The 22,324-nt window shown below is 70.6% G+C and carries 22 protein-coding genes and 4 pseudogenes; 11 read left to right on the forward strand and 15 right to left on the reverse strand.

What is annotated here, in order from left to right; genetic code table 11:
- Positions 1–198 precede the first annotated feature (198 nt).
- Entirely contained in the window at positions 199–636 is a 438-nt protein-coding gene (locus QFZ76_RS09490) for a DUF4442 domain-containing protein (protein ID WP_307679970.1), read from the reverse strand.
- An 85-nt stretch (positions 637–721) separates the two neighbouring features.
- Between QFZ76_RS09490 and QFZ76_RS09495 the strand changes: the two genes are divergently transcribed.
- Together QFZ76_RS09495 and QFZ76_RS09500 are read left to right on the forward strand one after the other, a co-directional pair.
- The gene (locus QFZ76_RS09495) at positions 722–1,693 is read left to right on the forward strand and encodes a hypothetical protein (RefSeq protein ID WP_307673310.1); all 972 of its coding nucleotides are present in this window, start codon (positions 722–724) and stop codon (positions 1,691–1,693) included.
- 66 nt (positions 1,694–1,759) lie between these two features.
- On the forward strand, positions 1,760–2,755 hold the full coding sequence (locus tag QFZ76_RS09500; protein WP_307673311.1) for a hypothetical protein: 996 nt from the start codon (positions 1,760–1,762) through the stop codon (positions 2,753–2,755).
- 77 nt (positions 2,756–2,832) lie between these two features.
- Here QFZ76_RS09500 and QFZ76_RS09505 read toward each other — a convergent pair whose 3' ends face one another.
- Positions 2,833–3,678 carry a spermidine synthase gene (locus QFZ76_RS09505; RefSeq protein WP_307673312.1) on the reverse strand — a complete coding sequence of 282 codons (846 nt, stop codon included), beginning with the start codon at positions 3,676–3,678 and terminating at the stop codon, positions 2,833–2,835.
- Positions 3,679–3,778: 100 nt separating this feature from the next.
- A pseudogene (gene tuf / locus QFZ76_RS09510) lies at positions 3,779–4,948 on the reverse strand (elongation factor Tu).
- Positions 4,949–5,289: 341 nt separating this feature from the next.
- On the opposite strand from tuf, the gene QFZ76_RS09515 reads away from it, so the two are divergent.
- The gene (locus tag QFZ76_RS09515; RefSeq protein ID WP_307673313.1) at positions 5,290–6,081 is read left to right on the forward strand and encodes a TVP38/TMEM64 family protein; all 792 of its coding nucleotides are present in this window, start codon (positions 5,290–5,292) and stop codon (positions 6,079–6,081) included.
- Positions 6,082–6,118: 37 nt separating this feature from the next.
- On the opposite strand, the gene QFZ76_RS09520 is transcribed toward QFZ76_RS09515, so the two are convergent.
- Entirely contained in the window at positions 6,119–7,288 is a 1,170-nt protein-coding gene (locus QFZ76_RS09520) for a thiolase family protein (protein ID WP_307673314.1), read from the reverse strand.
- A 106-nt stretch (positions 7,289–7,394) separates the two neighbouring features.
- Between QFZ76_RS09520 and QFZ76_RS09525 the strand changes: the two genes are divergently transcribed.
- The 3 genes from QFZ76_RS09525 (at position 7,395) to QFZ76_RS09535 (ending at position 9,146) form a co-directional block, all read left to right on the forward strand.
- A complete protein-coding gene (locus QFZ76_RS09525) occupies positions 7,395–7,865 on the forward strand; it encodes a helix-turn-helix domain-containing protein (RefSeq protein WP_307673315.1) in 471 nt (156 codons plus the stop codon).
- Positions 7,866–8,008: 143 nt separating this feature from the next.
- Positions 8,009–8,884, forward strand: coding sequence for an undecaprenyl-diphosphate phosphatase (locus QFZ76_RS09530; protein WP_307673316.1), 876 nt, complete (start codon positions 8,009–8,011; stop codon positions 8,882–8,884).
- Between the two features lie 82 nt (positions 8,885–8,966).
- Complete coding sequence (locus tag QFZ76_RS09535; RefSeq protein WP_266443507.1) at positions 8,967–9,146, forward strand: hypothetical protein; 180 nt, start codon at positions 8,967–8,969, stop codon at positions 9,144–9,146.
- Between the two features lie 58 nt (positions 9,147–9,204).
- Here the strand turns inward: QFZ76_RS09535 and QFZ76_RS09540 are convergent.
- The 3 genes and pseudogenes from QFZ76_RS09540 to QFZ76_RS09550 form a co-directional block, all read right to left on the reverse strand.
- A pseudogene (locus QFZ76_RS09540) lies at positions 9,205–9,623 on the reverse strand (RNA polymerase subunit sigma-24); the annotation flags it as partial.
- Positions 9,624–9,654: 31 nt separating this feature from the next.
- Positions 9,655–9,894, reverse strand: a pseudogene (locus QFZ76_RS09545) (NAD-dependent epimerase/dehydratase family protein); the annotation flags it as partial.
- A 92-nt stretch (positions 9,895–9,986) separates the two neighbouring features.
- Complete coding sequence (locus QFZ76_RS09550; protein WP_307673317.1) at positions 9,987–11,102, reverse strand: AI-2E family transporter; 1,116 nt, start codon at positions 11,100–11,102, stop codon at positions 9,987–9,989.
- Positions 11,103–11,221: 119 nt separating this feature from the next.
- Here QFZ76_RS09550 and QFZ76_RS09555 point away from each other — a divergent pair, with 119 nt between their 5' ends.
- Both QFZ76_RS09555 and lnt read left to right on the forward strand, forming a co-directional pair.
- Complete coding sequence (locus tag QFZ76_RS09555; RefSeq protein WP_307673318.1) at positions 11,222–11,707, forward strand: nuclear transport factor 2 family protein; 486 nt, start codon at positions 11,222–11,224, stop codon at positions 11,705–11,707.
- A gap of 71 nt (positions 11,708–11,778) precedes the next feature.
- Complete coding sequence (lnt, locus tag QFZ76_RS09560) at positions 11,779–13,344, forward strand: apolipoprotein N-acyltransferase (protein ID WP_307673319.1); 1,566 nt, start codon at positions 11,779–11,781, stop codon at positions 13,342–13,344.
- Here the strand turns inward: lnt and QFZ76_RS09565 are convergent.
- The gene (locus tag QFZ76_RS09565) at positions 13,268–14,173 is read right to left on the reverse strand and encodes a Gfo/Idh/MocA family protein (RefSeq protein ID WP_307673320.1); all 906 of its coding nucleotides are present in this window, start codon (positions 14,171–14,173) and stop codon (positions 13,268–13,270) included. The two genes, lnt and QFZ76_RS09565, sit on opposite strands and share 77 nt — an antisense overlap.
- Before the next feature lie 126 nt (positions 14,174–14,299).
- Between QFZ76_RS09565 and QFZ76_RS09570 the strand changes: the two genes are divergently transcribed.
- Entirely contained in the window at positions 14,300–14,812 is a 513-nt protein-coding gene (locus QFZ76_RS09570) for a DinB family protein (protein WP_307673321.1), read from the forward strand.
- A 152-nt stretch (positions 14,813–14,964) separates the two neighbouring features.
- Complete coding sequence (locus QFZ76_RS09575; protein WP_307673322.1) at positions 14,965–15,459, forward strand: hypothetical protein; 495 nt, start codon at positions 14,965–14,967, stop codon at positions 15,457–15,459.
- 43 nt (positions 15,460–15,502) lie between these two features.
- On the opposite strand, the gene QFZ76_RS09580 is transcribed toward QFZ76_RS09575, so the two are convergent.
- From QFZ76_RS09580 to fabG, 5 genes and pseudogenes are all read right to left on the reverse strand, one after another.
- Complete coding sequence (locus tag QFZ76_RS09580) at positions 15,503–15,994, reverse strand: hypothetical protein (RefSeq protein ID WP_307673323.1); 492 nt, start codon at positions 15,992–15,994, stop codon at positions 15,503–15,505.
- Positions 15,995–16,125: 131 nt separating this feature from the next.
- On the reverse strand, positions 16,126–16,809 hold the full coding sequence (locus QFZ76_RS09585; RefSeq protein WP_307673324.1) for a uracil-DNA glycosylase: 684 nt from the start codon (positions 16,807–16,809) through the stop codon (positions 16,126–16,128).
- A gap of 109 nt (positions 16,810–16,918) precedes the next feature.
- A pseudogene (locus QFZ76_RS09590) lies at positions 16,919–18,500 on the reverse strand (ABC transporter substrate-binding protein).
- 191 nt (positions 18,501–18,691) lie between these two features.
- A complete protein-coding gene (locus QFZ76_RS09595) occupies positions 18,692–19,450 on the reverse strand; it encodes an SDR family oxidoreductase (protein WP_373464511.1) in 759 nt (252 codons plus the stop codon).
- 20 nt (positions 19,451–19,470) lie between these two features.
- Positions 19,471–20,232 carry a 3-oxoacyl-ACP reductase FabG gene (gene fabG, locus QFZ76_RS09600; RefSeq protein WP_307673326.1) on the reverse strand — a complete coding sequence of 254 codons (762 nt, stop codon included), beginning with the start codon at positions 20,230–20,232 and terminating at the stop codon, positions 19,471–19,473.
- A 284-nt stretch (positions 20,233–20,516) separates the two neighbouring features.
- On the opposite strand from fabG, the gene QFZ76_RS09605 reads away from it, so the two are divergent.
- Positions 20,517–20,972 (forward strand): excalibur calcium-binding protein, encoded by a 456-nt coding sequence (locus QFZ76_RS09605; RefSeq protein ID WP_307673327.1) that lies wholly within the window; start codon positions 20,517–20,519, stop codon positions 20,970–20,972.
- A gap of 28 nt (positions 20,973–21,000) precedes the next feature.
- Here QFZ76_RS09605 and QFZ76_RS09610 read toward each other — a convergent pair whose 3' ends face one another.
- Together QFZ76_RS09610 and QFZ76_RS09615 are read right to left on the reverse strand one after the other, a co-directional pair.
- Positions 21,001–21,417, reverse strand: coding sequence for a DUF3037 domain-containing protein (locus QFZ76_RS09610; RefSeq protein WP_307673328.1), 417 nt, complete (start codon positions 21,415–21,417; stop codon positions 21,001–21,003).
- Entirely contained in the window at positions 21,414–22,178 is a 765-nt protein-coding gene (locus tag QFZ76_RS09615) for a HipA family kinase (protein ID WP_307673329.1), read from the reverse strand. Before QFZ76_RS09615 ends, QFZ76_RS09610 begins: the two co-directional genes overlap by 4 nt.
- Between the last annotated feature and the right edge of the window lie 146 nt (positions 22,179–22,324).

Here is a 22,324-nt window from a genome sequence, read left to right on the forward strand (position 1 = left end):
TCGTCCCCACGTTCGCCCAGCACCTGCGCGGCCATCGGCCGCCGCGTCCTCGACCCCGCCGTCTTCGACACCCTGGAGCGCACCCCGCCCGGGCGCGGCGGGCCGACCTCGGGCCCGAATTCGCGGCCCGGCTCCAGGAGTTCGTCGGTGCCGCTCGGGCCGTACGCCCTGAGCGGCACCCTTCCCGCGAGCCGGGGCTCAGCCGTTGGGCCGGAGCGTCCAGGTCACGGTCATCTCCGTGGTCACCGCTCCGTCCGCGCGCTGGATGGCGACGGTCACCGGGAACTCCGGGCGCTTGCCCTCGTCGAGTTCGGCGACGACCTCGGCGGCGGGGCGGCCGAGCGTCGCGGTGGCCGTGACCGGCCCGAGGGCGATCTTCTTGAACGCGATCTCGGCGGTGACCGGAAGCGGCACGGCACGCGAGAGCTGGTCCCCGAAGGCGGCCAGGACGATCGCCCCGCTGGCCGACTCCCCCAGCGTGAACATCGCGCCGGCGTGCGGCCCGCCGACGTGGTTGCGGTACTCGCTCTGGTCCGGGAGGGCCAGGACGGCCTTCTCCGGAGTGGTCTCCAGGTACTCCAGGTTCAGCGTGCGAACCATCGGAACCGTGGCGGCGAGCAATTCGCCGATGGACATCTGATCTGCGCTCATGCCGAGATGTTACCCACGAGTAGCCTGGCAGGGCCAGAGACGCGCGATGATCGCCGTATCCTTACGGCCCATGTGGCCAGGAGAGCAGCCGCCGGGTGGCGGGCAGAACCCGCAGCACCCGGCTGAGGGAAACCCGTATCAGCAGCCCGGATACCAGCAGCCCGGATACCAGCAGCCCGGGCACCAGCAGCCGAACGCTTACGGCGGGCAGCAGCAGCCGTGGGACGCCCCCACCGTGACCGCCGCACCGCAGGGCGGCGGGCGCCGTACCAAGGTGGTCGCGATCGCCGTGGCCGCGACCGTGGTCGTGGCCTGTGCCGTGACCGGGGCCGTTCTGCTGGGCGGCGGCAGCGACGACGAGGCCGGGCCCGGTCCGACGACGTCATCAGCATCGCCATCCCCCGCCACCGCGGACAACCCCCGCGCCACGGACGCCATGAAACCCACCGTGGCCGGCTGGAAGGTCGTGGTGAACCCGGACCTGGGCGTCGCCTTCGACGTACCGGCCGACTGGGCGCTGCAGTCGACGAGTTGGGTCTCGTGGGTCTCGAAGAACGACGACCCGGAGGACAAGCCCCTCATCGCCATGAAGGCCCCCGCGGTCCTCAAGGACAAGTGGTGCGGCTCGGACGACGACAAGGACGGCGCGACGGACTACTCGGCGCTGGCCAGCGTGGGCACCAGGGGCAACAAGGGGGCCAAGAACACCGAGGACATCGCCCGCACCGACTCCTCGACCTGGGTCTACGGCGCATACACCCAGCCGAACCGGAAGAAGGTCACGACCGGTCCGGTCACGTCCTTCACCACCGCCTCCGGCCTCACCGGAAGTGTCGCCACATCGACATCCTCCAAAGTCGCCAAGAAGGGCAAGTGCGACACCGACGGCAAGGCGACGACCTTCGCCTTCAAGGACTCCGACGGAGACTTCGCGTCCTGGTCGCTTTTCGGCGTCGCGGGCGTCGGTGACGAGGTTCCGGACGCCACGGTGCGGGAGATCATGAAGACCGTACGGCTCTACACGTCCGACGCAGAGCGCTGATTTGCTACGCCCCTGACAAGGGGCAGTGACCGAATCGTGTCCCCGGCGGGGCTAGGGTGGCTGCCCATGTGGCCAGGAGAACAGCCGCCCGGGGGCGAGCAGAACCCGCAACAGCAGCACAACCCGTACCAGCAGCCGGGGTACCAGCAGCCGAATCCGTATCAGCAGCCCGGATTCCAGCAGCCCAACCCCTATGCGCAGCAGCCGCAGTGGGGCACTCCGGCACCGGCGGGCCCGCCCGGTCCGCCGCCCGGTGGTGGCGGCAACCGGACGAAGGTCGTCGCGATCGTGGCGGCGCTGGCCGTCGTGGCGGCCGCCGGTGTGACCGGATTCCTGGTCCTGGGCGGCGACAAGGACCAGGAGGCGGACGGCGGCAAGGACGCGAAGCCGTCCGCGAGCAAGTCCACGGAGCCGAGCCCGTCGGCCTCCGAGGAGAATCCGCGGGGCGGTGACGCCGAGCAGGCGACCATCGAGGGCTGGAAGATCGTCGTCAACCCCAAGTGGGGCACGGCCTTCGACGTGCCGGCCGACTGGGAGGTGCAGTCGCCGACGTCGGCCGTCGCCTTCGAGGAGGAGAACTCGGACGACCTCAAGCCGATCATCACGATGTCGGCGCCGGCGATCCTCAAGTCCAACTGGTGCGAGTCCGACGACGACAAGGACGGCCAGACCGACACCATGTCCCTGGCCGCGACCGGCACCAAGGGTGCCAACGGCGCCAAGGACACCGACGAGGTCGCGATCAACACCCCCGCCTGGTGGGTCTACGGCGGCTACACGCAGCCGGACAAGAAGAGCATCACGCTCGACAAGAAGGCCACGCCCTACACCACCACGTCCGGCATCCAGGGCAGTTACGCCTGGGCGTCCTCGAAGGACACGCCCGCCACGGGCAAGTGCGTGACCGACGGCAAGGCGATCACCTTCGGCTTCAAGAACTCGGACGGCGACTTCGTGTCGTGGAACTTCTACGGGGCCAAGGGCGTCAAGGAAGAGGTCTCCAAGGAGACCATCATGAAGATCCTCAGCACGGTACGGCTGCACGGGGATCCGACGGGCTGACGACCGACGCTTCGTCCTGGCCCGGCCTGGGCCGGGACGAACGGGGCCTGAACTGCGGCCTGCTGAGCGGCGGCGGGTCAGCCGATGCCGAACGCCCCGTCGGGAGGCACGGGTGACGGTACGGCGTCCGCGTCCCGCACCGCCCGCGCGCCGCCGATGAACTCCCGCAGGGCGGGCCCGTGTTCGACCCGGGCCGGGAAGGCGTCGGAGGCGGTGCGCCGGGTCAGGGCGGCCGTGTCGAGCGGGTGGTGCGCGGCGACGAGCACCGCGTTGCCGAAGCGGCGCCCGCGCAGCACGGCCGGCTCGGCGATCAGCACCAACTCCTCGAAGGCCGTGGCGAACGTGGCCAGTTGGGAACGCAGGAAGGCGAAGGGCGAGGCGTCGGCGAGGTTGGCCAGGTAGACGCCGTCACCGCGCAGTACCCGCGCGGTCTCGCGGGCGTAGGCGACGGACGTCAGGTGCGCTGGCACCCTGGAGCCGCCGAAGACGTCGGCGACGAGGACGTCGGCGGAGTCCGCAGGGGCCGATTCCAGCCAGGCGCGGGCATCGGCGGCGTGCAGCGCGATCCCCGCGCCCTCGTCCAGCGGCAGGTACTCCCCGACCAGCTCCAGCAGGGCGCGGTCCGCCTCGACGACGTCCTGCCGCGAGCCGGGGCGGGTCGCCGACAGGTACCGGGGCAGGGTGAGCGCGCCCCCGCCGAGATGCAGCACGTCCAGCGGACGCCCCGCCTCCGCGACCACGTCCAGAGCATGCCCGAGCCGCCGCGCGTACTCGAACTCCAGATGCTCCGGCTCGTCCAGATCGACGTACGACTGCGGCGCCCCGTCGACGGTCAGCAGCCAGGCCCGCTCCCGATCGACGTCGGGCATCAGCTTGGCGACCCCGTGATCGACATCGCGGGTGACGGGTATGGGCTCGTTCACCTTCTTATTGTGCCTGTGCCGCAGCGCGCCCCTCAGGGGCGCGGGGAACTGCGCGACCAGCCACAACGGCCCCGCAGTCCCCCACGCACACCGGCCACCCTCAGACGACGGCAGTCACGGTCCCCGCCCCGACGGTCCTGCCACCCTCGCGGATGGCGAATCCCAGCCCGGGCTCCAGCGGCACCTCACGCCCGAGCTCGACGGTCATCGTCACCGTCTCCCCGGGCCGCGCGACAGCGACCTCCCCCAGGTCCACGTCCCCGACCACATCCGCCGTACGGATGTAGAACTGCGGCCGGTAGCCGGTGGAGACCGGTGTCGTACGCCCGCCCTCACGACCGGACAGCAGATAGACCCGCGCCGAGAACCGCCGCCGGGCCACCACGCTCCCGGGTGCGGCCACCACATGGCCACGCCGCACCGCGTCGCGCGGCACGCCACGCAACAGCACCGCGACGTTGTCCCCGGCCTGGGCCTCTTCCATCGGCTTGCCGAAGGTCTCCAGGCCGGTCACCACGCTCTCCACGCCCGCGCCGAGCACCTCGACCCGGTCCCCCAGGCGGAGCGTCCCCCGCTCCACCGCACCCGTGACGACCGTCCCCCGCCCGGTGATGGTGAGCACGTTCTCCACCGGCATCAGGAACGGCGCGTCCAGATACCGCTCGGGCATCGGCACATACGTGTCCACCGCGTCGAGCAGCGCCTCGATCGAGGTCGTCCAGCGCGGGTCCCCCTCGAGCGCCTTCAGCCCCGAAACCCGTACCACGGGCACCGAGTCACCGCCGTAGCCGTGCGCGGTGAGTAGGTCGCGTACCTCGAGCTCGACCAGGTCGATGAGCTCCTCGTCGCCCGCTTCGGCCTTGTTGAGGGCGACGACGACGTGGTTCACGCCCACCTGCCGGGCGAGCAGCACGTGTTCGGCGGTCTGCGGCATGATCCCGTCGAGCGCGGAGACGACGAGGATCGCCCCGTCGAGCTACGCGGCGCCGGTGACCATGTTCTTGACGTAGTCGGCGTGGCCCGGCATGTCCACGTGCGCGTAGTGCCGGGTGTCGGTCTCGTACTCGACGTGCGCGATGTTGATGGTGATGCCCCGCGCCGCCTCCTCCGGCGCCCGGTCGATCCGGTCGAACGGCACGAACGTGCCGGAGCCGCGCTCGGCGAGCACCTTGGTGATGGCGGCGGTCAGGGTGGTCTTGCCGTGGTCGACATGACCCATCGTGCCGATGTTCAGATGCGGTTTGGTGCGGACGTATGCCGTCTTGGACATGGCGATACCTCGAAGCCTCTTCGTCAGCAGATCTCTTCAGCGGATCTCTTCGCAGAGATGGGGACCCCGAGTACTCGCCGACCCTCCCCCTGCGGGGTCCGCCGGACGATCCGGAGAGGGTCAGCTTCGGGCGCCGTCGGCAGCGGCCGGGAAGAAGAAGAGGACGGCAGCCTTCGGCGCGTCCGCGACTGCGGATGCTGCGAGGAGGAAGGCGTACCGGAACATGACGCAGATCATTGCCGACGCTTTGTCCCACGTCGAATGGTTTTTGGGCGTGCCGACGGGCACAACGGACGGGATCCATACGGCGATCACACATGTCCGTCGGTTACCGTCACTGGATGCTCGATGCCACCACCCGCTCTGGGGGCACCGCCACGGCCACTCCCCGGGCCACCGCCACGGAGCTCGCCGTCGCCGTCCCCGCTCCGGAGCTCGCCGTACCCGCTCCGGTGGGCCTCGCCGCGCGCTGCACGAGAGTGCTGTTCTCTCCGTGGTCGCGCCTGTCCCTGCTCATCGCCCTGCTGGCGGGCGCCGCGTCGGCCGTACTGCTCTTCGAACCGCAGCGGCTGCTGGCGGACGGCTGGCCGCCGCAGTTCGGCGGAGCCGCGGCGGCGCTGGTGTTCGCGGTGGCCTACGGGCTGTGCACGGTGGCGTTCGTACCCCGCCCGCTGCTGAACCTCGGGGCGGGCGCGCTCTTCGGCTCCCAGCTGGGTGTCGGCTCGGCGATCGCGGGCACGGTGCTCGGCGCCGGGCTCGCCTTCGGTCTCGGCCGGATCCTCGGCCAGGACGCCCTGCGCCCGCTGCTGCGCGGCCGGTGGCTCAAGGCCGCGGACGGGCAGCTCAGCCGGCACGGCTTCCGGTCGATGCTGGCGGCGCGACTGTTCCCCGGTGTGCCGTTCTGGGCCGCGAACTACTGCGCCGCCGTCTCCCGTATGGGCTATGTCCCGTTCCTCGTGGCGACGACGCTCGGATCCATCCCGAACACCGCCGCCTACGTCGTCGCGGGCGCCCGCGCCTCGGCGCCGACCTCGCCCGCCTTCCTGATCGCGATGGCCTGCATCGCCCTGCCGGCGCTGGCGGGCGCGATGGTGGCCTGGCGCAAGCGGCACCATCTGCGCGGGGTCCGATAAACCCTTGCTCCGGTGACGCTCCTGCTCAGGCGACCCGTTACACGGACTCCAGGATCATCGCGTTGGCCAGCCCGCCCGCCTCGCACATCGTCTGCAGGGCATAGCGGGCGCCGCGCTCACGCATCGCGTGCACGAGGGTGGTCGTCAGCCGGGTGCCGCTCGCGCCGAGCGGGTGCCCGAGGGCAATCGCGCCGCCGTGCACGTTGACCTTGTCGAGGTCGGCGCCGGTCTCCTGCCGCCAGGCGAGCACCACGCTCGAGAACGCCTCGTTGACCTCGAACAGGTCGATGGCGTCGAGGTTCAGGCCGGCCTTGCGCAGCACCTTCTCCGTCGCCGGGATGACGCCGGTGAGCATGAGGATCGGGTCGGAGCCGGTGACGGCGAAGCTGTGCAGCCGGGCGAGCGGGCGCAGGCCGAGACGGGCCGCGGTCTCGCTGGACGTGATGAGTACGGCGGACGCCCCGTCGTTGATCGGGCTGGCGTTGCCCGCGGTGACGTTCCACTCGATCTGCGGGAAGCGCTCGGCGAAGGCCGGGTCGTGGTAGGCGGGCTTCAGGCCGGCCAGGATCCCGGTGCTGCTGCCCTGCCGTACGCACTCGTCGCGCGAGACGCCTTCGAGGGGCGCGACCTCGGCGTCGAACAGGCCCGCGTCCCAGGCCGCGGCGGCCTTGTGGTGCGAGGAGACCGCGAAGGCGTCCATCTGCTCGCGCGTGATCGACCACTTGGCGGCGATCAGCTCGGCGCTGATGCCCTGCGGGACGAGGCCGTCCTGGTAGCGCTCGGCGACTCCGGGGCCGAAGGGGTCCTTGCCGGCCGGCACGTTCGACCACATCGGGACCCGGCTCATCGACTCGACACCGCAGGCGACGACGAGGTCGTACGCGCCGGAGATGACGCCCTGCGCGGCGAAGTGCACGGCCTGCTGGGAGGAGCCGCACTGGCGGTCCACGGTGGTCGCGGGGACGGTCTCCGGGAAGCCCGCCGACAGGACGGCGTAGCGGGTGGTGTTCATGGCCTGCTCGCCGACCTGGTCGACGGTGCCGCCGATCACGTCGTCGATCAGCGCCGGGTCGACGCCGGAGCGCTCGACGAGGGTGCGCAGGGTGTGGGCGAGGAGTTCGACGGGGTGGACGTGCGCGAGGGCGCCGCCCGGCTTGCCCTTGCCTATGGGGGTGCGTACGGCTTCGACGATGACTGCGTCGCGCATGGTGCGGCCTCCACGGTGAGTACCGGCGACTACCGGCGAGTAGGAAATCCAAACTCACCATAACTCCGAGAGTTGGAAATTCAAACCCTCCCCTAGACTGAACGCCATGGCCGCCACCAAGGACCCGCGCCCCTGCTCCATCGCCGACACCCTCGCCGTCGTCGGCGAGAAGTACTCCCTGCTGGTCCTGCGCGAGGTCTGCCTCGGCAACCGCCGCTTCGACCAGCTGGTACGCAACATCGGCGCCCCCCGCGACATCCTCGCCACCCGGCTGCGCCGGCTCGTGGACGCCGGGATCCTGACGAAGAGGGCGTACAGCGAGCGGCCGCAGCGCTTCGAGTACCGGCCGACGCAGGCGGGACTCGAACTGGAGCCGGTCCTCATGACCCTGATGGCGTGGGGCGACCGCCATCTGCACCGGCACGACGACCGCCCGATGGTGGTCGAGCACTCCTGCGGCCACGAACTCGCCCCGGTCGTCACCTGCCGGGCCTGCGGCGACACGGTCCGCCACGAGGACCTGACGGCCCGCCCCCAGGCCGAGGGCTGGACAGTGGCCGGGCCGACGGCCGCCTAGCCCGGGCCGCCTCATCCAAACCCCTGTGCCGGGGCCGTCACTTCAGGACGCTACGCTGCCCCTCGACACTTCCGATCACCGCACCGGTGGCTCGGTGCGCCCGTCGCTCCTCACCACGATCAGCGCTTGGACTCCGTAACTTCATGTCTTGGTTTGAATCCCTCATCCTCGGACTCGTCCAGGGGCTGACCGAGTTCCTCCCCGTCTCCTCCAGCGCGCACCTGCGCCTGACGGCGGCCTTCTCGGGCTGGGAGGACCCGGGCGCCGCCTTCACGGCGATCACCCAGATCGGCACCGAGGCCGCCGTGCTGATCTACTTCCGCAAGGACATCGGACGGATCATCTCGGCCTGGTCGCGTTCGCTCGTGAACAAGCAGTTGCGCGGCGACCACGACGCCAAGATGGGCTGGCTGGTCATCATCGGCTCGATCCCGATCGGCGTGCTCGGGGTGACGCTCAAGGACCAGATCGAGGGCCCGTTCCGCGATCTGCGGATCACCGCGACGATGCTGATCGTGGTCGGCGTGATCATCGGCATCGCCGACCGGCTGGCGGCACGCGACGAGAACGGCGGCCGGCACCGCGCGGCCAAGCAGCGCAAGACGCTGGAGGACCTGAGCGTCAAGGACGGCCTGATCTACGGCCTCTGCCAGGCCTGCGCCCTCATCCCGGGCGTCTCCCGCTCCGGCGCCACCATCAGCGGCGGCCTCTTCATGGGCTACCAGCGCGAGGCCGCGGCCCGCTACTCCTTCCTGCTCGCCATCCCCGCGGTACTCGCCTCCGGCCTGTTCGAACTCAACGACGCGATGGAGAGCGACCACGTCTCGTGGGGACCGACCATCTTCGCGACGGTGATCGCCTTCGCGGTCGGATATGCCGTCATTGCCTGGTTCATGAAGTTTATTTCCACCAAGAGCTTCATGCCGTTCGTGTACTACCGCATCGCCCTCGGCATCCTGATCGTCGTCCTGGTCACCATGGGCGTACTCAGCCCGCACGCGGCGGAGTCGGCGGGCTGACGCTCCATCGGTGAGCAATCACATAGGAGTTGGGTAGCCACCCGGTAGCGGACTGTCAGTGCTTGCGCCTACGCTTGTGCGCATGTCCCCCGATTCCATGGCCTCTGCCGCCGTGCGGTCCGCCGCCGAGGTGAACGAGCAGATCCGCGCGCTCTGGCTGCGCGCGGGCGGCACCCTCTCGGCCCAGGAGCGCGCGGAGTACGAGCTGTTGGTCGTCGAGTGGGCGGCCGCGATCCGCGGCACCGTCGTCGAGGCGGCCTGAACCCCTGCCCTGTGCCGCCCCGTTGAGCGAATCCGCCGGCGCACCGCCCGCCCGGCGGTCAGCTCACCGGACCCACGTGCCCGAGCTTGTCGGGGTTGAGCACCGAGCGGATGGGCTGAATCCGTCCGTCGACGATGTCGAGCGCCAAGGTGTTGAGTACCTTGCCGTCCCCGTCACGGAAGATCGCGCCCGGCTGGCCGTTCACCTGACGCGGCTCCACCACGACGCCGATCCGGACCAATGGCGAGACGAACGCGACGAGCACCCGGCCACGTTGTCGACGCCGATCCGTGCCTTGGCCCACTGCGAGGCCTTGCCGCCGCCGTCGCCGACCATGTGGACGTCGGCGGCGAGCAGTCCCCGCAGCCCGTCCACGTCCCCTTCCCTGAAGGCGTCGAAGAATCGCTCGGCGAGTTCCTCGCGCTCGTTCCGGTCGGCCTCGAACCGGGGCCGGCCCTCGTCCATGTGACGGCGGGAGATCGGGCTTGCCCGCATGCGCCACGGAGCTCGCGGTCAGCTGGTGCACGATCGTGTCCGGCCGGGCGCGGGCCACCGCCTGGCCCACCGACATCGCGTCCAGCCCGTCCATCACGACGGCCTCCGCACCCAGTTGCTCCAGCAGTCTCAGCTCGGCCGCGCTCGTCGTTGTCGCCGTGACCTGGTGGCCCCCGGCCACGAGCCGCGGCACCAGCCGCTGCCCCAGGACCCCGGCCCAGCCTGCCACGAAGACCCGCGCGGCCATCACCATCCCGGTTCCGAATCGACTCTCATCCCTGAGACGAGACAGACGTGGACGGGTGTGCCATGGGGAGCGAAGTCCCCGCGTACGGCCGGTGCCCGCTACGTCGGAGCGACGTCACCGGTGTGCGAACCACCGGTCCCCGGCTCCTGCGGCGCGTCGCTGAGTTGCTCGCGTACGTAGTTCCAGACCACCGCGATCAGCGCGGTGATCGGCACGGCGAGCAGGCTGCCCACGATGCCGGCCAGGCTGCCGCCCAGCGTCACCGCCAGCAGGATCACCGCCGCGTGCAGGCCGAGCCCGCGGCTCTGGATCATGGGCTGGAACACATTGCCCTCGAGTTGCTGCACCACGACGATGATGGCCAGCACGATCAGCGCGTCCGTCAGGCCGTTCGAGACCAGCGCGATGAGCACCGCGACGAACCCGGCGAACAGGGCGCCCACGATCGGCACGAACGCGGAGACGAAGGTCAGCACCGCCAGCGGAAGCACCAGCGGCACCCCGACGATCCACAGGCCGAGGCCGATCAGCACGGCGTCGAGCAGGCCGACGGCCGCCTGGGAACGTACGAACGCGCCCAACGTGTCCCAGCTGCGTGCGGCCACGGTCGGGACGTCGGTGGCGAGGCGGCCGGGCAGCTGACGGGCGAGCCACGGCAGGAAGCGCGGTCCGTCCTTGAGGAAGAAGAACATCAGGAAGAGCGCCAGGACGGCGGTGACCACGCCGTTGACCACGGTGCTCACTCCCGTGACGACCGTGCTGACCATGCTGCCGAGCCCGTCCTGGGCGCGGGCGACCGCGGTGTCGACGGCCTTGGTGATCTGGGCGTCCTCGATGTTCAACGGCGGCCCGGCGGCCCACTCGCGCAGCTTCTGGATGCCTTCGACCACACCGTCGGTCAACTCACCGGACTGGGACGCCACCGGCACCGCGATCAACGCCACGACGCCCGTGACGACCACGAGGAACGACACGGTCACCACCGACGCGGCCAGCGCGGGGCCCCACCCGCGACGGCGCAGGAAACGCGCCAGGGGCCAGGTCAGCGTGGTGAGGAGCAGGCCCACTATGAGCGGCCAGACCACTGACCACATCCGGCCCAATACCCACAAGGCCACCGCGAGCATCACGAGGACCAGCAACACCTCCCCGGAGACGCGCGCCGATGTGCGCAACGCGGCGCGGGTCTTCGTAGAACTCAACGTGGCAGGCATGGGGATCACCTTATTGGTACTCCGGTCACCCTTCGTCGTCGCCGCCCGTCACAGGGAGTTGGTGACTTCGACACCGCGTCCCCCTTGGCTGCGGACCCGCCATGCCCAACACTGAGCCGATGACGCAGCGTGTGGAGCTCGCGACCGTGATGGACCGACTGGCCCTCGACGAACTGATCACCGACTACGCGACGGCGGTGGACGACGGCGACTGGCAGGCGTATCGAGGGCTGTTCACACCCGACGGGCGCGCGGACTACCGCTCGGCCGGCGGAATCGAGGGAGACGCCGAGAAGGTCGCCGCCTGGCTCGAGGAGAGCATGCGGCTGTTCGCGATGCGGCAGCATCTGATCGTGAACCGCCGGGTCCGCTTCGGCCTCCTGGAGCAGGACACCGGCGACACCGCCCACGTACATGCCGACTACGTCAATCCGATGCGCCTGGCCGACTCCGAGGGCGACCCGGCGGTCCCCGATTTCGTGTGCGGCGGGCGTTACGCCTTCGGGTTGCTGCGCACCCACGACGGCTGGCGGCTGCGTGAGGTGCTGGTCCAGGAGAAGTGGCGACGCCTGCCCGACCCGCAGCCGGCACCTGTGATCAACTGAGCCGACGTCCGCTGTCCCGGCGTCCACGGCAGCACGCACACTGGAGAGACCCACGGGGTAGGAGGTGCCGTATGAAGTCGTTCGGCCACTGGCTCACCTCCCCGTGGCGGCGCTCCACCGTCGCCGTCGCGGCGGGCGCCCTGCCCGTACTCGCCTTTCCCGCCCCCTCCCTGTGGTGGTGCGCGTACGTCGCCCTCGTCCCCTGGATCGTGCTGATCCGCTCGGCACCGACCGGGAAACGGGCGGCGTACGACGGCTGGTGCGGTGGGTTCGGCTTCATGCTGGCGATGCACCACTGGCTGCTGCCGAACCTGCACGTGTTCACCTTCGTGATCGCCGCGTTGCTGGGCGCGCTGTGGGCCCCGTGGGGCTGGCTGGTGCGCCGTTGCCTGGCCGGAACGCCCTCCCGGGGCCGGATCGCGGCCGCGCTGCTCGTCCTGCCCTCGGGCTGGCTGGCGGTCGAGCTGGTCCGCTCCTGGCAGGGGCTCGGCGGCCCGTGGGGTGTGCTCGGCGCGAGTCAGTGGCAGGTGGAACCGGCGCTGCGGCTGGTCTCGGTGGGCGGGGTGTGGCTGCTCAGCTTCCTGGTGGTGGCCGTCAATGTCGCCGTCGCCGTGCTGGTCGCGGTCCGTGCGTCCCGGGTGCCGGCCGTGGCCGGGCTCGTCGCCACGGCGGCGGTCACCTCGGCGGCCTGGGTGTGGTCGCCGCGCCCCGACGTCGACGGGCAGGCCAGGATCGCGGTCGTGCAGCCGGGTGTCGTCGGGGGCCCCGACCGGCGGTTCGCCCAGGAGGAACGGCTCACGCGCGAGCTCGCCGGACAGGACGTCGACCTGATCGTCTGGGGCGAGAGCAGCGTCGGCTACGACCTCGGCGCCCGGCCCGACCTCGCGAGGAGGATCGCCGCGCTGTCACGCGCGACGGGCGCCGACATCCTGGTCAACGTGGACGCCCGGCGCTCCGACAAGCCCGGCATCTACAAGAGTTCGATCCTGGTCGGGCCGGACGGCCTCACCGGCGACCGCTACGACAAGATGCGGCTCGTCCCCTTCGGCGAGTACATCCCGGCCCGCTCGCTGCTCGGCTGGGCGACCTCCGTCGGCAAGGCGGCGGGCGAGGACCGCAGGAAGGGTTCCGAGCAGGTGGTGATGGACGCCGGTAACGGGCTGCGGTTCGGCCCGATGGTGTGCTTCGAGACCGCCTTCCCCGACATGACCCGCCATCTCACCGAGGACGGCGCCGACGTGCTGATCGGCCAGTCCGCGACCTCGACCTTCCAGCAGAGCTGGGCCCCCGAACAGCACGCCTCGCTGGCCGCGCTGCGCGCCGCGGAGACCGGCCGCCCGATGGTCCACGCGACGCTGACCGGCGTGTCCGCCGTCTACGGCGCGAGCGGACAGCGCATCGGGGAGTGGCTCGGCACGAGCGCGAGCACGAGCGAGGTGTACGAGGTGCCGCTGGCCGACGGCGTCACACCGTACGTGCGCTACGGCGACTGGGCGGTACGGGCGGCCCTGTTGATCCTCGGTGCGTGGGGTGTCGCAGAGGGCGTACGGACGCTTCGGGTCAGGCGCCCGTCTCCTGAACCGCGCGTACCACCCGCTCGCACAGTTCGTGAGTCGCCAGCGCGTCCCGGGCGCTGAGCACCTTGCCCGCGCGCACGGCGTCCAGGAAGGCGAGCACCACCTGCTCGATGCCGCGCTGCCGGGCCACCGGCACCCAGTCGCCGCGCCGCCGCACGGTCGGCTGGCCCTTGTGGTCGATCACCTCGGCGAGGTTGACCACCTGACGCTTGGTGTCCTGCCCGGACACCTCCAGAATCTCCTCGGCCGAGCCGCTGAGCCGGTTCATCACGCCGAGCGCGGTGAAGCCGTCCCCGGCGAGCTGGAGCACGACGTGGTGCAGCAGGCCGTTCCGAGTGCGGGCGCGCACGGTCACGTCGTCGATGGGGCCGGGCACGAGGAAGCGCAGGGTGTCCACGACGTGGATGAAGTCGTCCAGGATCATCGCGCGCGGCTCCTCCGGGAGCCCGATCCGGTTCTTCTGCATGAGGATCAGCTCGCGCGGGTGATCGGCGCACTGCGCGTACCCGGGGGCATAGCGCCGGTTGAAGCCGACGGCCAGGCTCACGTTCCGCTGCTCGGCGAGATCCACCAGTCGCACCGAGTCGGCCAATTCGTACGCCAGCGGCTTGTCGACGTACGTCGGTACGCCCGCCTCCAGCAGCCGCGTCACGATGTCGGGGTGCACGGTGGTCGGCGCGTGCACGAAGGCGGCGTCGAGGTCCTGGCCGAGGAGGGAGTCCAGGTCGGTGTGGCGCTGCTCCTCGGGGAGGTGGAGGCCGTCGGCGACCCGGGCGAGCGTCGCCGGAGTGCGGGTCTGGAGGTGCAGCTCGAGCCCGGGGCGGCCGCCGAGCACCGGCAGATACGCCTTCTGCGCGATGTCACCGAGTCCGATGCAGCCGACCTTCACGGGCTCTCCTTCAGCGGTTGCCTGCCGGGGTCATGCCGGAAGCATACGGCCGCCGTGGCAGCCGCCGGTCGGTCGGTCCGTCGAAAACCCATGGTGGGGGCGGGCGCGATGGACGACGATGCGTCCATGACAACGCAGCGCAGCGAACCCGCCCAGAATGCCGACGAGCGCACCATGCTGGAGGGCTGGCTGGACTACCACCGCCAGACCCTGGCGTGGAAGTGCGAGGGCCTGACCGACGCCCAGCTCAGGACCGCCTCGGCGGAACCGTCCGAGCTGTCCCTGATGGGCCTGGTGCGGCACATGGCGGAGGTCGAGCGGGGCTGGTTCCGCAAGGTGCTGGTGGGCGACGATCCGGGGCCGATCTACTACACCGAGGAGGACCGGGACGGCGAGTTCCATCTCACCGAGGCGGACACCTGGAAGGAGGCGTACGGCACCTGGCAGGCCGAGATCGAGATCGCCCGGCGCAATGCCGCCGGCTTCGGCCTGGACGAACTCTCGCGCGGCAAGAGCCGGTTCACCGACGAGCCGTTCAGTCTGCGCTGGATCTACACGCACATGATCGAGGAGTACGCCCGCCACAACGGCCACGCCGACCTGCTGCGCGAGCGCATCGACGGCGCGACGGGAGACTGAGACCGGCGGCGGGGTCCTGTCCGACGCCCCGCGCGATGCGTCCGTCAGCCACCGCCGAGCCGCCCCCTCGTACGAGGCCGGAGATCACCCGTGCGGGGCAACCTCCGCTTGTCCGCTGTCCAAAGGCCCCCGGAGCCAGCAGAGTTGCGCGGGTGCATCGAACGACGACCACCGCAACGCTCCTGGTCACCGTGGCTGTCTCGGCCCTCTCCGGCTGTGTGACGGTCCAGCGCCCGCTCGTGTCCGGCCCGCCGGCACCGCCGTCCCAGCCGTCCCAGCCGTCGGCGCCCCGGCAAGGCGGGCAGTCGGAGCCGCAGATCGTGCAGGCGCCGGTCCGCGAGGCCCTGGAAATGATCGGCCCGTCCCGGCGCCCGGACCCGACAGCGGCCCCGCCGCACGGCGGCGCCTCCTCGACCCCGCCGCAGGCGCACGAGCGGCCGCCACGCTCCCACCCGGTACATCCGGCGCATCCCGAACCCCGCCGCCCCGAGGCCGGACGTCACGGGAAGCCGCCCGTCACGATCCCCGACGTGGCCAAGCCCGTCCCCAAGGACGCGAAGGACGTCTGCGCCCTGGGCAGGCAGTACGGCGGCTGGCGGGCGGACAGCCCGGAGGCGGTGATCTGCGAGCAGACGTACGGGCGGTGAGCCGCCGACCGCGCTCCGGCCGGTGTCCGGGCGGCCCGCCCGCTCACTCGCGGGAGGCGTCCCCTTCGCCGAGCCGCAGCGCGAGTCTGCTGATGGCGCCCCGCACCCCGTCGCCGTAGCCGTCGTCGGCCAGTGCCTCGGACGCTCCCCGCGCCCGGCGCAGATGGGTGCGGGCGGCCTCCGTACGGCCGAGCTTCACATAGTCGGCGGCCAGGTTCAGGTGCAGCGACGGGTACAGCGCCCGCACGGCGAGTGCCCCTTCGTGCTCGCGGAGCCGGTCGTCCGTCAGTTCCTCCGCGGCCGTCAGCGCTCTCAGATCCCAGGCGAGCTCGTCGAACGGGTCGTCCTGGGTGTCGGCCATGTAGTGGGCCAGCGTGCAGCGGTGCAAGGGGTCGCCGTCCTCACCGAGCTCCGCCCACAGGCCCAGAAAGCGCTGCCGGGCCTCCTCGCGGTCCCCCGCGTGATGCAGCATCACGATCTGCCCGATCCGCGTCATCACGGCATCCACGGCCGCCTGACCCTGTCGCTCCGCCACCGCGTCCTCCGCACCCTCGCCGGCTGTCCCTGCCGACGCTAACCGCCGCCACCGACAATCACGGGCAGGCGGCACCGGGCCGGTTCGCGGGTGAACCGGCCCGGCGGTGGGGTCAGGCCGAGGTCCGGGAGTCAGCCCAGGTTCGGGATGGTCCAGTCGACGGGCGGGTGGCCCTGGCGGGCGACCGCCTCGTTGATCTGCGTGAACGGGCGGGAGCCGAAGAACTTCTTGGCGGACAGCGGGGAGGGATGGGCGCCCTTGACCACCACGTGCCGGGTCTCGTCGATCAGCGGGAGCTTCTTCTGCGCGTAGTTGCCCCACAGCACGAACACCGCCGGGTCGGGCCGGTCGGCCACCGCGCGGATCACCGCGTCCGTGAACCTCTCCCAGCCCCGGCCCTTGTGCGAGTTGGCCTCGCCGCCCCGGACCGTGAGGACCGCGTTGAGCAGCAGGACGCCCTGCTGGGCCCACGGCATCAGATAGCCGTTGTCCGGGATCGCCAGCCCGAGCTCGTCCTTCATCTCCTTGTAGATGTTGCGCAGCGAGGGCGGGGTCCGCACACCGGGACGGACCGAGAAGCACAGGCCGTGTCCCTGCCCCTCGCCGTGGTACGGGTCCTGGCCGAGGACGAGGACCTTCACCCGCTCGTACGGCGTCGCGTCCAGCGCGGCGAAGACCTCTTCGCGCGGAGGGTGGACCGGACCCTTCGCTCGCTCCTCCTCGACGAACTCCGTCAGCTCCTTGAAGTAGGGCTGCTGCAGCTCGTCGCCCAGGACCCCGCGCCAGGACTCGGGCAGCATGGCGATGTCGGTCACGTCAACTTCCTTACGGTGTGCGGTCACTGGGACGTGCGCTCACGTCCAGGCCACAGAACCTACAGGCGACCACTGACAGCCGGCCCCGCGCACCGCACAACCGGCCCCGCTACCAGCTGGTCTTCCAGTACAGCTCCCACATGACCATCATCGTCGCCGGGTCGATGACCTTCTCCAGACCGGCGATCTCCTCGTTCGCGGCCACGTACTGCTTGCCCTGCCACAGCGGCAGCAGCCGCGCGTCGTCCACGAGGATCTGCTGGGCCTCCTCGATCTGCTTGCCCACGGCCGCGCGGTCGCTCACCGCACGCGACTCCGGCAGCAGCTTGCCGGTGATCTCGGGTGCCTCGTACGGGGTACCGAGCGCGTTCTGCTCGCCCACGAAGGGCGCGATGAAGTTGTCGGCGTCGTTGAAGTCGGGGAACCAGCCGCGCCCGAACACCGGGTACTCGCCCTTCTGGTACCCCCTCCACGTAGTTCTTCCAGGGGCGGCTCTTGAGGGTCACCTTGAACAGGTCGGAGGCCTCGAGTTGCCGCTTCAGCTCCTCGAACGCGGGCTTGGTCGTCGAGCCGTAGCGGTCGCTCGTGTACCAGAGCGTCAGCGGCACGCGCTCGGTGATGCCCGCTTCCGTGAGGATCTGCTCGGCCTTGGACACGCTGGGGGACCCGTAGTCGTCGAAGAAGCTCGTGGTGTGGCCCACCAGGCCCCTGGGGACCATGGAGTACAGCGGCTCGACGGTGTCCTTGTAGACGTTGTGCGCGAGCGCCGGGCGGTCGATGACCTGGGCGACAGCCTTGCGGACCGCGGGCTTCGCGGCCCACGGGTCGCTGGGGTTGAAGACCAGGTAACTGATCTCGGTGGTGGGGTTCGCGACGAGCTGGAGCTTCTCCGCCTTCTGGTTGACGTCGAGGTCCACGGTGTCCGAGGCGCCGAGCCCGCGATAGATGACCGCGATCTGCTTGTCCTTGAGAGCCTTGACCATCTCGTCCGACTGCTGGAAGTAGCGGATGGTGACGGCGCTGTTCTTGCGGTCCGCTATGCCGTGGTAGTTGTCGTTGCGGACGAGCTCGGCCTTCTTGCCCTCCTCGAAGGAAGCAAGGCTGTAGGGCCCCGAGCCGCTGATCTTTCCGTCCTTGCGGAGCGCGTCCGCGGGGTACTCCTCGGGATCCACGATCGACATGGCGGGCGTGGTCAGCACCAGGGGGAAGGTGGCGTCGGGCTGGCTGAGATGGAAGACGACCTCACGGTCACCCTTCACCTGCACCCGGGAGAGAGTCCCCAGCAGACCCGCGGGTCCGCCATTGACGTTGATCTCCTTGATCCGGTCGAACGAGTGCTTGACGGCCTTGGCGTCCAGCGTGTGCCCGTCGGAGAACTTCAGGTCCTTGCGCAGCGTGCAGCTGTACACCCTGCTCGAATCGTCCGTGAATCTGCAGCTCTCGGCGGCGTCGGGCTCGGGCTCGGCCGCACCGGGGGAGTAGTTCAGGAGGGTTTGGTACACATTGCGGAACAGCTCCCAGGAGTTGTCCCAGGACGCCGCGGGGTCCAGCGTGGCCGGAGCACTGGTGGTTCCCACGACGAGCGGCGCCTCGTCTCCGGAGGCGTCCGAGGAGAACACACCACATCCGGCCACCAGGGATATGGACGCGAGGGCCGCGAGTGGCGGCAGGTATCGGTTCCGGATGAACACGCGCTTGCTCCTCGAAATGCCGTACCAAGGGTCGGCAGACCATACCGCAGCGATTCGGCCGCTGAACCTACCTTCGAATCGATCTCTTGATCGAATGAGGTATGACGACGTTGTCATCGAGGGCAGAAGGTCCGGAATGCGACACGGGCGCCGCCCCTCGTGGACGAGCGCCCGTGCCGATGTGCGGAAGGTCAGCCCACGCCCGCGTTCAGGAAGATGCCGCCGTCGACGACGAGCGTCTGGCCGGTGATCCAGTCGGACTGTTCCGAGGTGAGGAACGCGGTGGCGCCACCGATGTCGGAGGGCATGCCGAGCCGGCCGAGCGGGTAGGAAGCGGCCGCCTCCGCTTCCCGGCCCTCGTACAGGGCCTTCGCGAACTTGGTCTTCACGACGGCCGGGGCGATCGCGTTGACCCGCACCTTGGGCGCGTACTCGTGCGCCAGTTGGATGGTCAGGTTGATCATCGCGGCCTTGCTGATGCCGTAGGCGCCGATGAAGGGCGAGGCGGAGACGCCCGCGACGGAGGCGATGTTGACGATCGCGCCGCCGTTGTCCTTCTGCCAGGCGTGCCAGGTCCGCTGCGCGAAGCCGAGGGCCGAGACCACGTTGGTCTCGAACACCTTGCGGGCGACGTCCAGGTCGAGGTCGGCGATCGGCCCGAACACCGGGTTGGTACCGGCGTTGTTGACCAGGTAGTCGACGCGGCCGAAGGCCTCCATCGTGCGCTCGACGGCGACGGCCTGGTGGGCCACGTCGTGGGCCTTGCCCGCGACGCCGATGACCCGGTCCGCGCCGAGCTGCTCGACGGCCTCCTTGAGGGCGTCCTCGTTGCGCCCGGTGATGCACACGCGGTCGCCGCGCGCGAGGAGCGCCTCGGCGATGCCGTAGCCGATGCCGCGGCTGGCGCCCGTGACGAGCGCGACCTTGCCCGAAAGCTCGGGGAGTTCCATCGAAGTCATGTCCCTGGTCCCTAGTCGAGCGGTCCGCCGGCGACGTACAGCACCTGGCCGGAGACGAAACCGGCCGCCTCGCCCGTGAAGAAGGCGATGGCGTTGGCGATGTCGTCGGGCTCGCCGACGCGCGCCACCGGGATCTGGGTGGCGGCCGCGGCCTTGAACTCCTCGAAGCCCATGCCGACCCGGGCGGCGGTCGCGGCGGTCATGTCGGTGGCGATGAAGCCGGGGGCGACGGCGTTGGCGGTGATGCCGAACTTGCCGAGCTCGATGGCGAGGGTCTTGGTGAAGCCCTGCAGACCGGCCTTGGCGGCGGAGTAGTTGGCCTGGCCGCGGTTGCCGAGCGCGGAGGACGAGGAGAGGTTGACGACCCGGCCGAAGCCGGCGTCCACCATGTGCTTCTGGACGGCCTTGGTCATCAGGAACGAGCCGCGCAGGTGCACGTTCAGGACGGTGTCCCAGTCGGAGACGCTCATCTTGAACAGCAGGTTGTCGCGGAGCACGCCCGCGTTGTTGACGAGGATCGTCGGTGCGCCGAGCTCCGCGACGACGCGCGCGACGGCCGCCTCGACCTGGGCCTCGTCGGAGACGTCCGCGCCGACCGCGATCGCCTTGCCGCCCGCCGCGGTGATCTTCTCCACGGTGTCCTTGCAGGCGGCCTCGTCGAGGTCGATCACGGCGACCGCGCGACCCTCGGCGGCCAGTCGTACGGCGGTGGCGGCGCCGATGCCGCGCGCTCCGCCGGTGACCACGGCGACCCGCTGCTCAGTGGTGGACATTGCTGGTTCTCCTCGCCCTTGAGAAAGACGCCCATGTGGTGAGCGACCGCTTAGTACCTTCAGCAGACGTGACGCTAGAAGCCCTGGCACGCGGTGTCAACGGCAGGCCGGGGGTGTGTGATCCATTACCTGTACCGCCGGGCCCGGGCAGGCCGCGCCCACCGCCATCGTCCCGCAACGGCGGCCACCCGCGGCACCCGATCGGCTCAGCGCTGCGCGCCCCTGCGCCATCTGGCCCATAGCGTCGGAGCGCGGGCCACTCGTGGCCGGAAAGGAGGCGCTCCATGCGCCGTCGTACCGGTGCCGCCGGCACGCTGATCGCGATCGCCGCGATAGTGCCGTTGGCCGACCTCGCTCACGCCCAGGATCTGGACTGCAGCAACTTCACCTACCAGGAGGAGGCGCAGGCCGTGTTCGACTCGGACCCGTTCGATCCGAACCGGCTCGACGAGGACCAGGGCCCCGACGACGGCATCGCCTGCGAGGCACTGCCCCGGCGCGGCGCCCCCGTCACCTCCTCGACCGCGGCTCCCGCCAGGACCACCGCTCCCGCCATGACCGCTGCTCCCGTAGTCACCGCGACTCCGACGGCGGCCGTCACCCCGACGCAGGGTGTGCGTGGCGGGCTGGGCGGGGCGTCGGCCTCCGGGCCGAGCGGCTGGACCACCGGAGTCGGCCTGACCCTGGTCGCCGGCGGCGTCCTCGCGATCGGCTATGTGGTGAAACGACGTCGGTCCTGACGGGCGGCACCCCGCGGCGCCGACTCCCTCACCGCACCAGCAGGCCGAGGAGCCGGTCGGTCTCCGCGGCCGGGTCGGTGGTCAGTCCGGTGTGCACGGGCCCCGGCTGGACGACCGTCGAGCGAGGCGCGATCAGCCAGCGGAAGCGTCGTCCGGCGTCGTCGCGCGCGGCCTGACCCGCCGTTTCGTCGCCCGCGCAGATCCGCTCGACGGCACGCAGGGCGGCCCGTACGCCGGCCGGGTCCGCGTCCGGGTCGAGGCTCAGCAGCTTCGCCTCGTCGAGGTGGGTGCGCACGCCGACGTAGGACTGGGCACGGCAGTACACCAGCACCCCGGCGTTGATGCACTCGCCGCGCTCGATGCGGGGTACGACGCGCAGCAGCGCGTACTCGAAGACGTCCCGCTCGTTGCGGTCGCTCCCCCTGATGATGTGGCGCTCGGTCACTTGCTTCCCTCGATGCCGTTGATGCGGTCGTGGACGACGGCGGCGCGCGCGACCAGTGGGCGCGCGTAGGCGCGGCGGAGGTCGTCCGGCGTGTCGAAACCGGGCTCGTCCGACAGCCACACGTCCGGGATCTCGGCGGTGACCTCGGCCAGGAGTTCCTCGGTGACCAGCGGCGCGAGCGCGGCGGCGGCCGCGGCGACCTCGGGCGCGAAGGGCGTGAGGACGTGGTCGGAGGCGTCGTACGGGCGGGCCGCCGAGGCCTCGGCGCCGGGCCAGTTGTGGTGCCAGATCATGGTCGCGCCGTGGTCGATGAGCCACAGCTCGCCCCGCCACATCAGGAGGTTGGGGTTGCGCCAGGAGCGGTCGACGTTGTTCACCAGCGCGTCGAACCAGACGATCCGCCCGGCCTCCGCGGGGCTCACCGTGAACGCGAGCGGGTCGAAGCCGAGCGCGCCGGAGAGGAAGTCCATGCCGAGGTTGGTGCCGCCGCTGGACCTGAGGAGCTCCTGCACCTCCTGGTCGGGTTCGCCGAGCCCCAGCACCGGGTCGAGGCCCATGGTCACCAGGCGCGGCATCCGAAAACCGAGCCGCCGGGCGAGTTCCCCGCACACCACCTCGGCGACCAGTGTCTTGCGGCCCTGCCCGGCACCGGTGAACTTCATGACGTACGTTCCGAGATCGTCGGCCTCGACGAGCCCCGGCAGCGAGCCGCCCTCACGCAGGGGCGTGATGTAGCGGGTCGCGATGACTTCCTTGAGCATCGCCCCAGGTTACCGACGTATGGACGGCCATCGGAGGCGGCCCGGACGGCGGTGCGCCGGCTCCGACAGGAAACCGACAGGCCGGACAGCGAACCGATAGCGCCGCTTTACCCACGGCACAACGAGAGCAGGTCAAGATTTCGACA

Origin of the sequence: Streptomyces sp. V4I2, assembly GCF_030817655.1 — a bacterium.
Taxonomy (GTDB): domain Bacteria; phylum Actinomycetota; class Actinomycetes; order Streptomycetales; family Streptomycetaceae; genus Streptomyces; species Streptomyces plumbiresistens.

Bases quoted from the DNA above. Each gene is read 5' to 3' on its own strand.
- QFZ76_RS09490 (WP_307679970.1), bottom strand. From the start codon at position 636: ATGTCCATCGGCGAATTGCTCGCCGCCACGGTTCCGATGGTTCGCACG.
- QFZ76_RS09495 (WP_307673310.1), top strand. From the start codon at position 722: ATGTGGCCAGGAGAGCAGCCGCCGGGTGGCGGGCAGAACCCGCAGCAC.
- QFZ76_RS09500 (WP_307673311.1), top strand. From the start codon at position 1,760: ATGTGGCCAGGAGAACAGCCGCCCGGGGGCGAGCAGAACCCGCAACAG.
- QFZ76_RS09515 (WP_307673313.1), top strand. From the start codon at position 5,290: ATGCTCGATGCCACCACCCGCTCTGGGGGCACCGCCACGGCCACTCCC.
- QFZ76_RS09520 (WP_307673314.1), bottom strand. From the start codon at position 7,288: ATGCGCGACGCAGTCATCGTCGAAGCCGTACGCACCCCCATAGGCAAG.
- QFZ76_RS09525 (WP_307673315.1), top strand. From the start codon at position 7,395: ATGGCCGCCACCAAGGACCCGCGCCCCTGCTCCATCGCCGACACCCTC.
- QFZ76_RS09530 (WP_307673316.1), top strand. From the start codon at position 8,009: ATGTCTTGGTTTGAATCCCTCATCCTCGGACTCGTCCAGGGGCTGACC.
- QFZ76_RS09535 (WP_266443507.1), top strand. From the start codon at position 8,967: ATGTCCCCCGATTCCATGGCCTCTGCCGCCGTGCGGTCCGCCGCCGAG.
- QFZ76_RS09550 (WP_307673317.1), bottom strand. From the start codon at position 11,102: ATGCCTGCCACGTTGAGTTCTACGAAGACCCGCGCCGCGTTGCGCACA.
- QFZ76_RS09555 (WP_307673318.1), top strand. From the start codon at position 11,222: ATGACGCAGCGTGTGGAGCTCGCGACCGTGATGGACCGACTGGCCCTC.
- lnt (WP_307673319.1), top strand. From the start codon at position 11,779: ATGAAGTCGTTCGGCCACTGGCTCACCTCCCCGTGGCGGCGCTCCACC.
- QFZ76_RS09570 (WP_307673321.1), top strand. From the start codon at position 14,300: ATGACAACGCAGCGCAGCGAACCCGCCCAGAATGCCGACGAGCGCACC.
- QFZ76_RS09595 (WP_373464511.1), bottom strand. From the start codon at position 19,450: ATGGAACTCCCCGAGCTTTCGGGCAAGGTCGCGCTCGTCACGGGCGCC.
- fabG (WP_307673326.1), bottom strand. From the start codon at position 20,232: ATGTCCACCACTGAGCAGCGGGTCGCCGTGGTCACCGGCGGAGCGCGC.
- QFZ76_RS09605 (WP_307673327.1), top strand. From the start codon at position 20,517: ATGCGCCGTCGTACCGGTGCCGCCGGCACGCTGATCGCGATCGCCGCG.
- QFZ76_RS09615 (WP_307673329.1), bottom strand. From the start codon at position 22,178: ATGCTCAAGGAAGTCATCGCGACCCGCTACATCACGCCCCTGCGTGAG.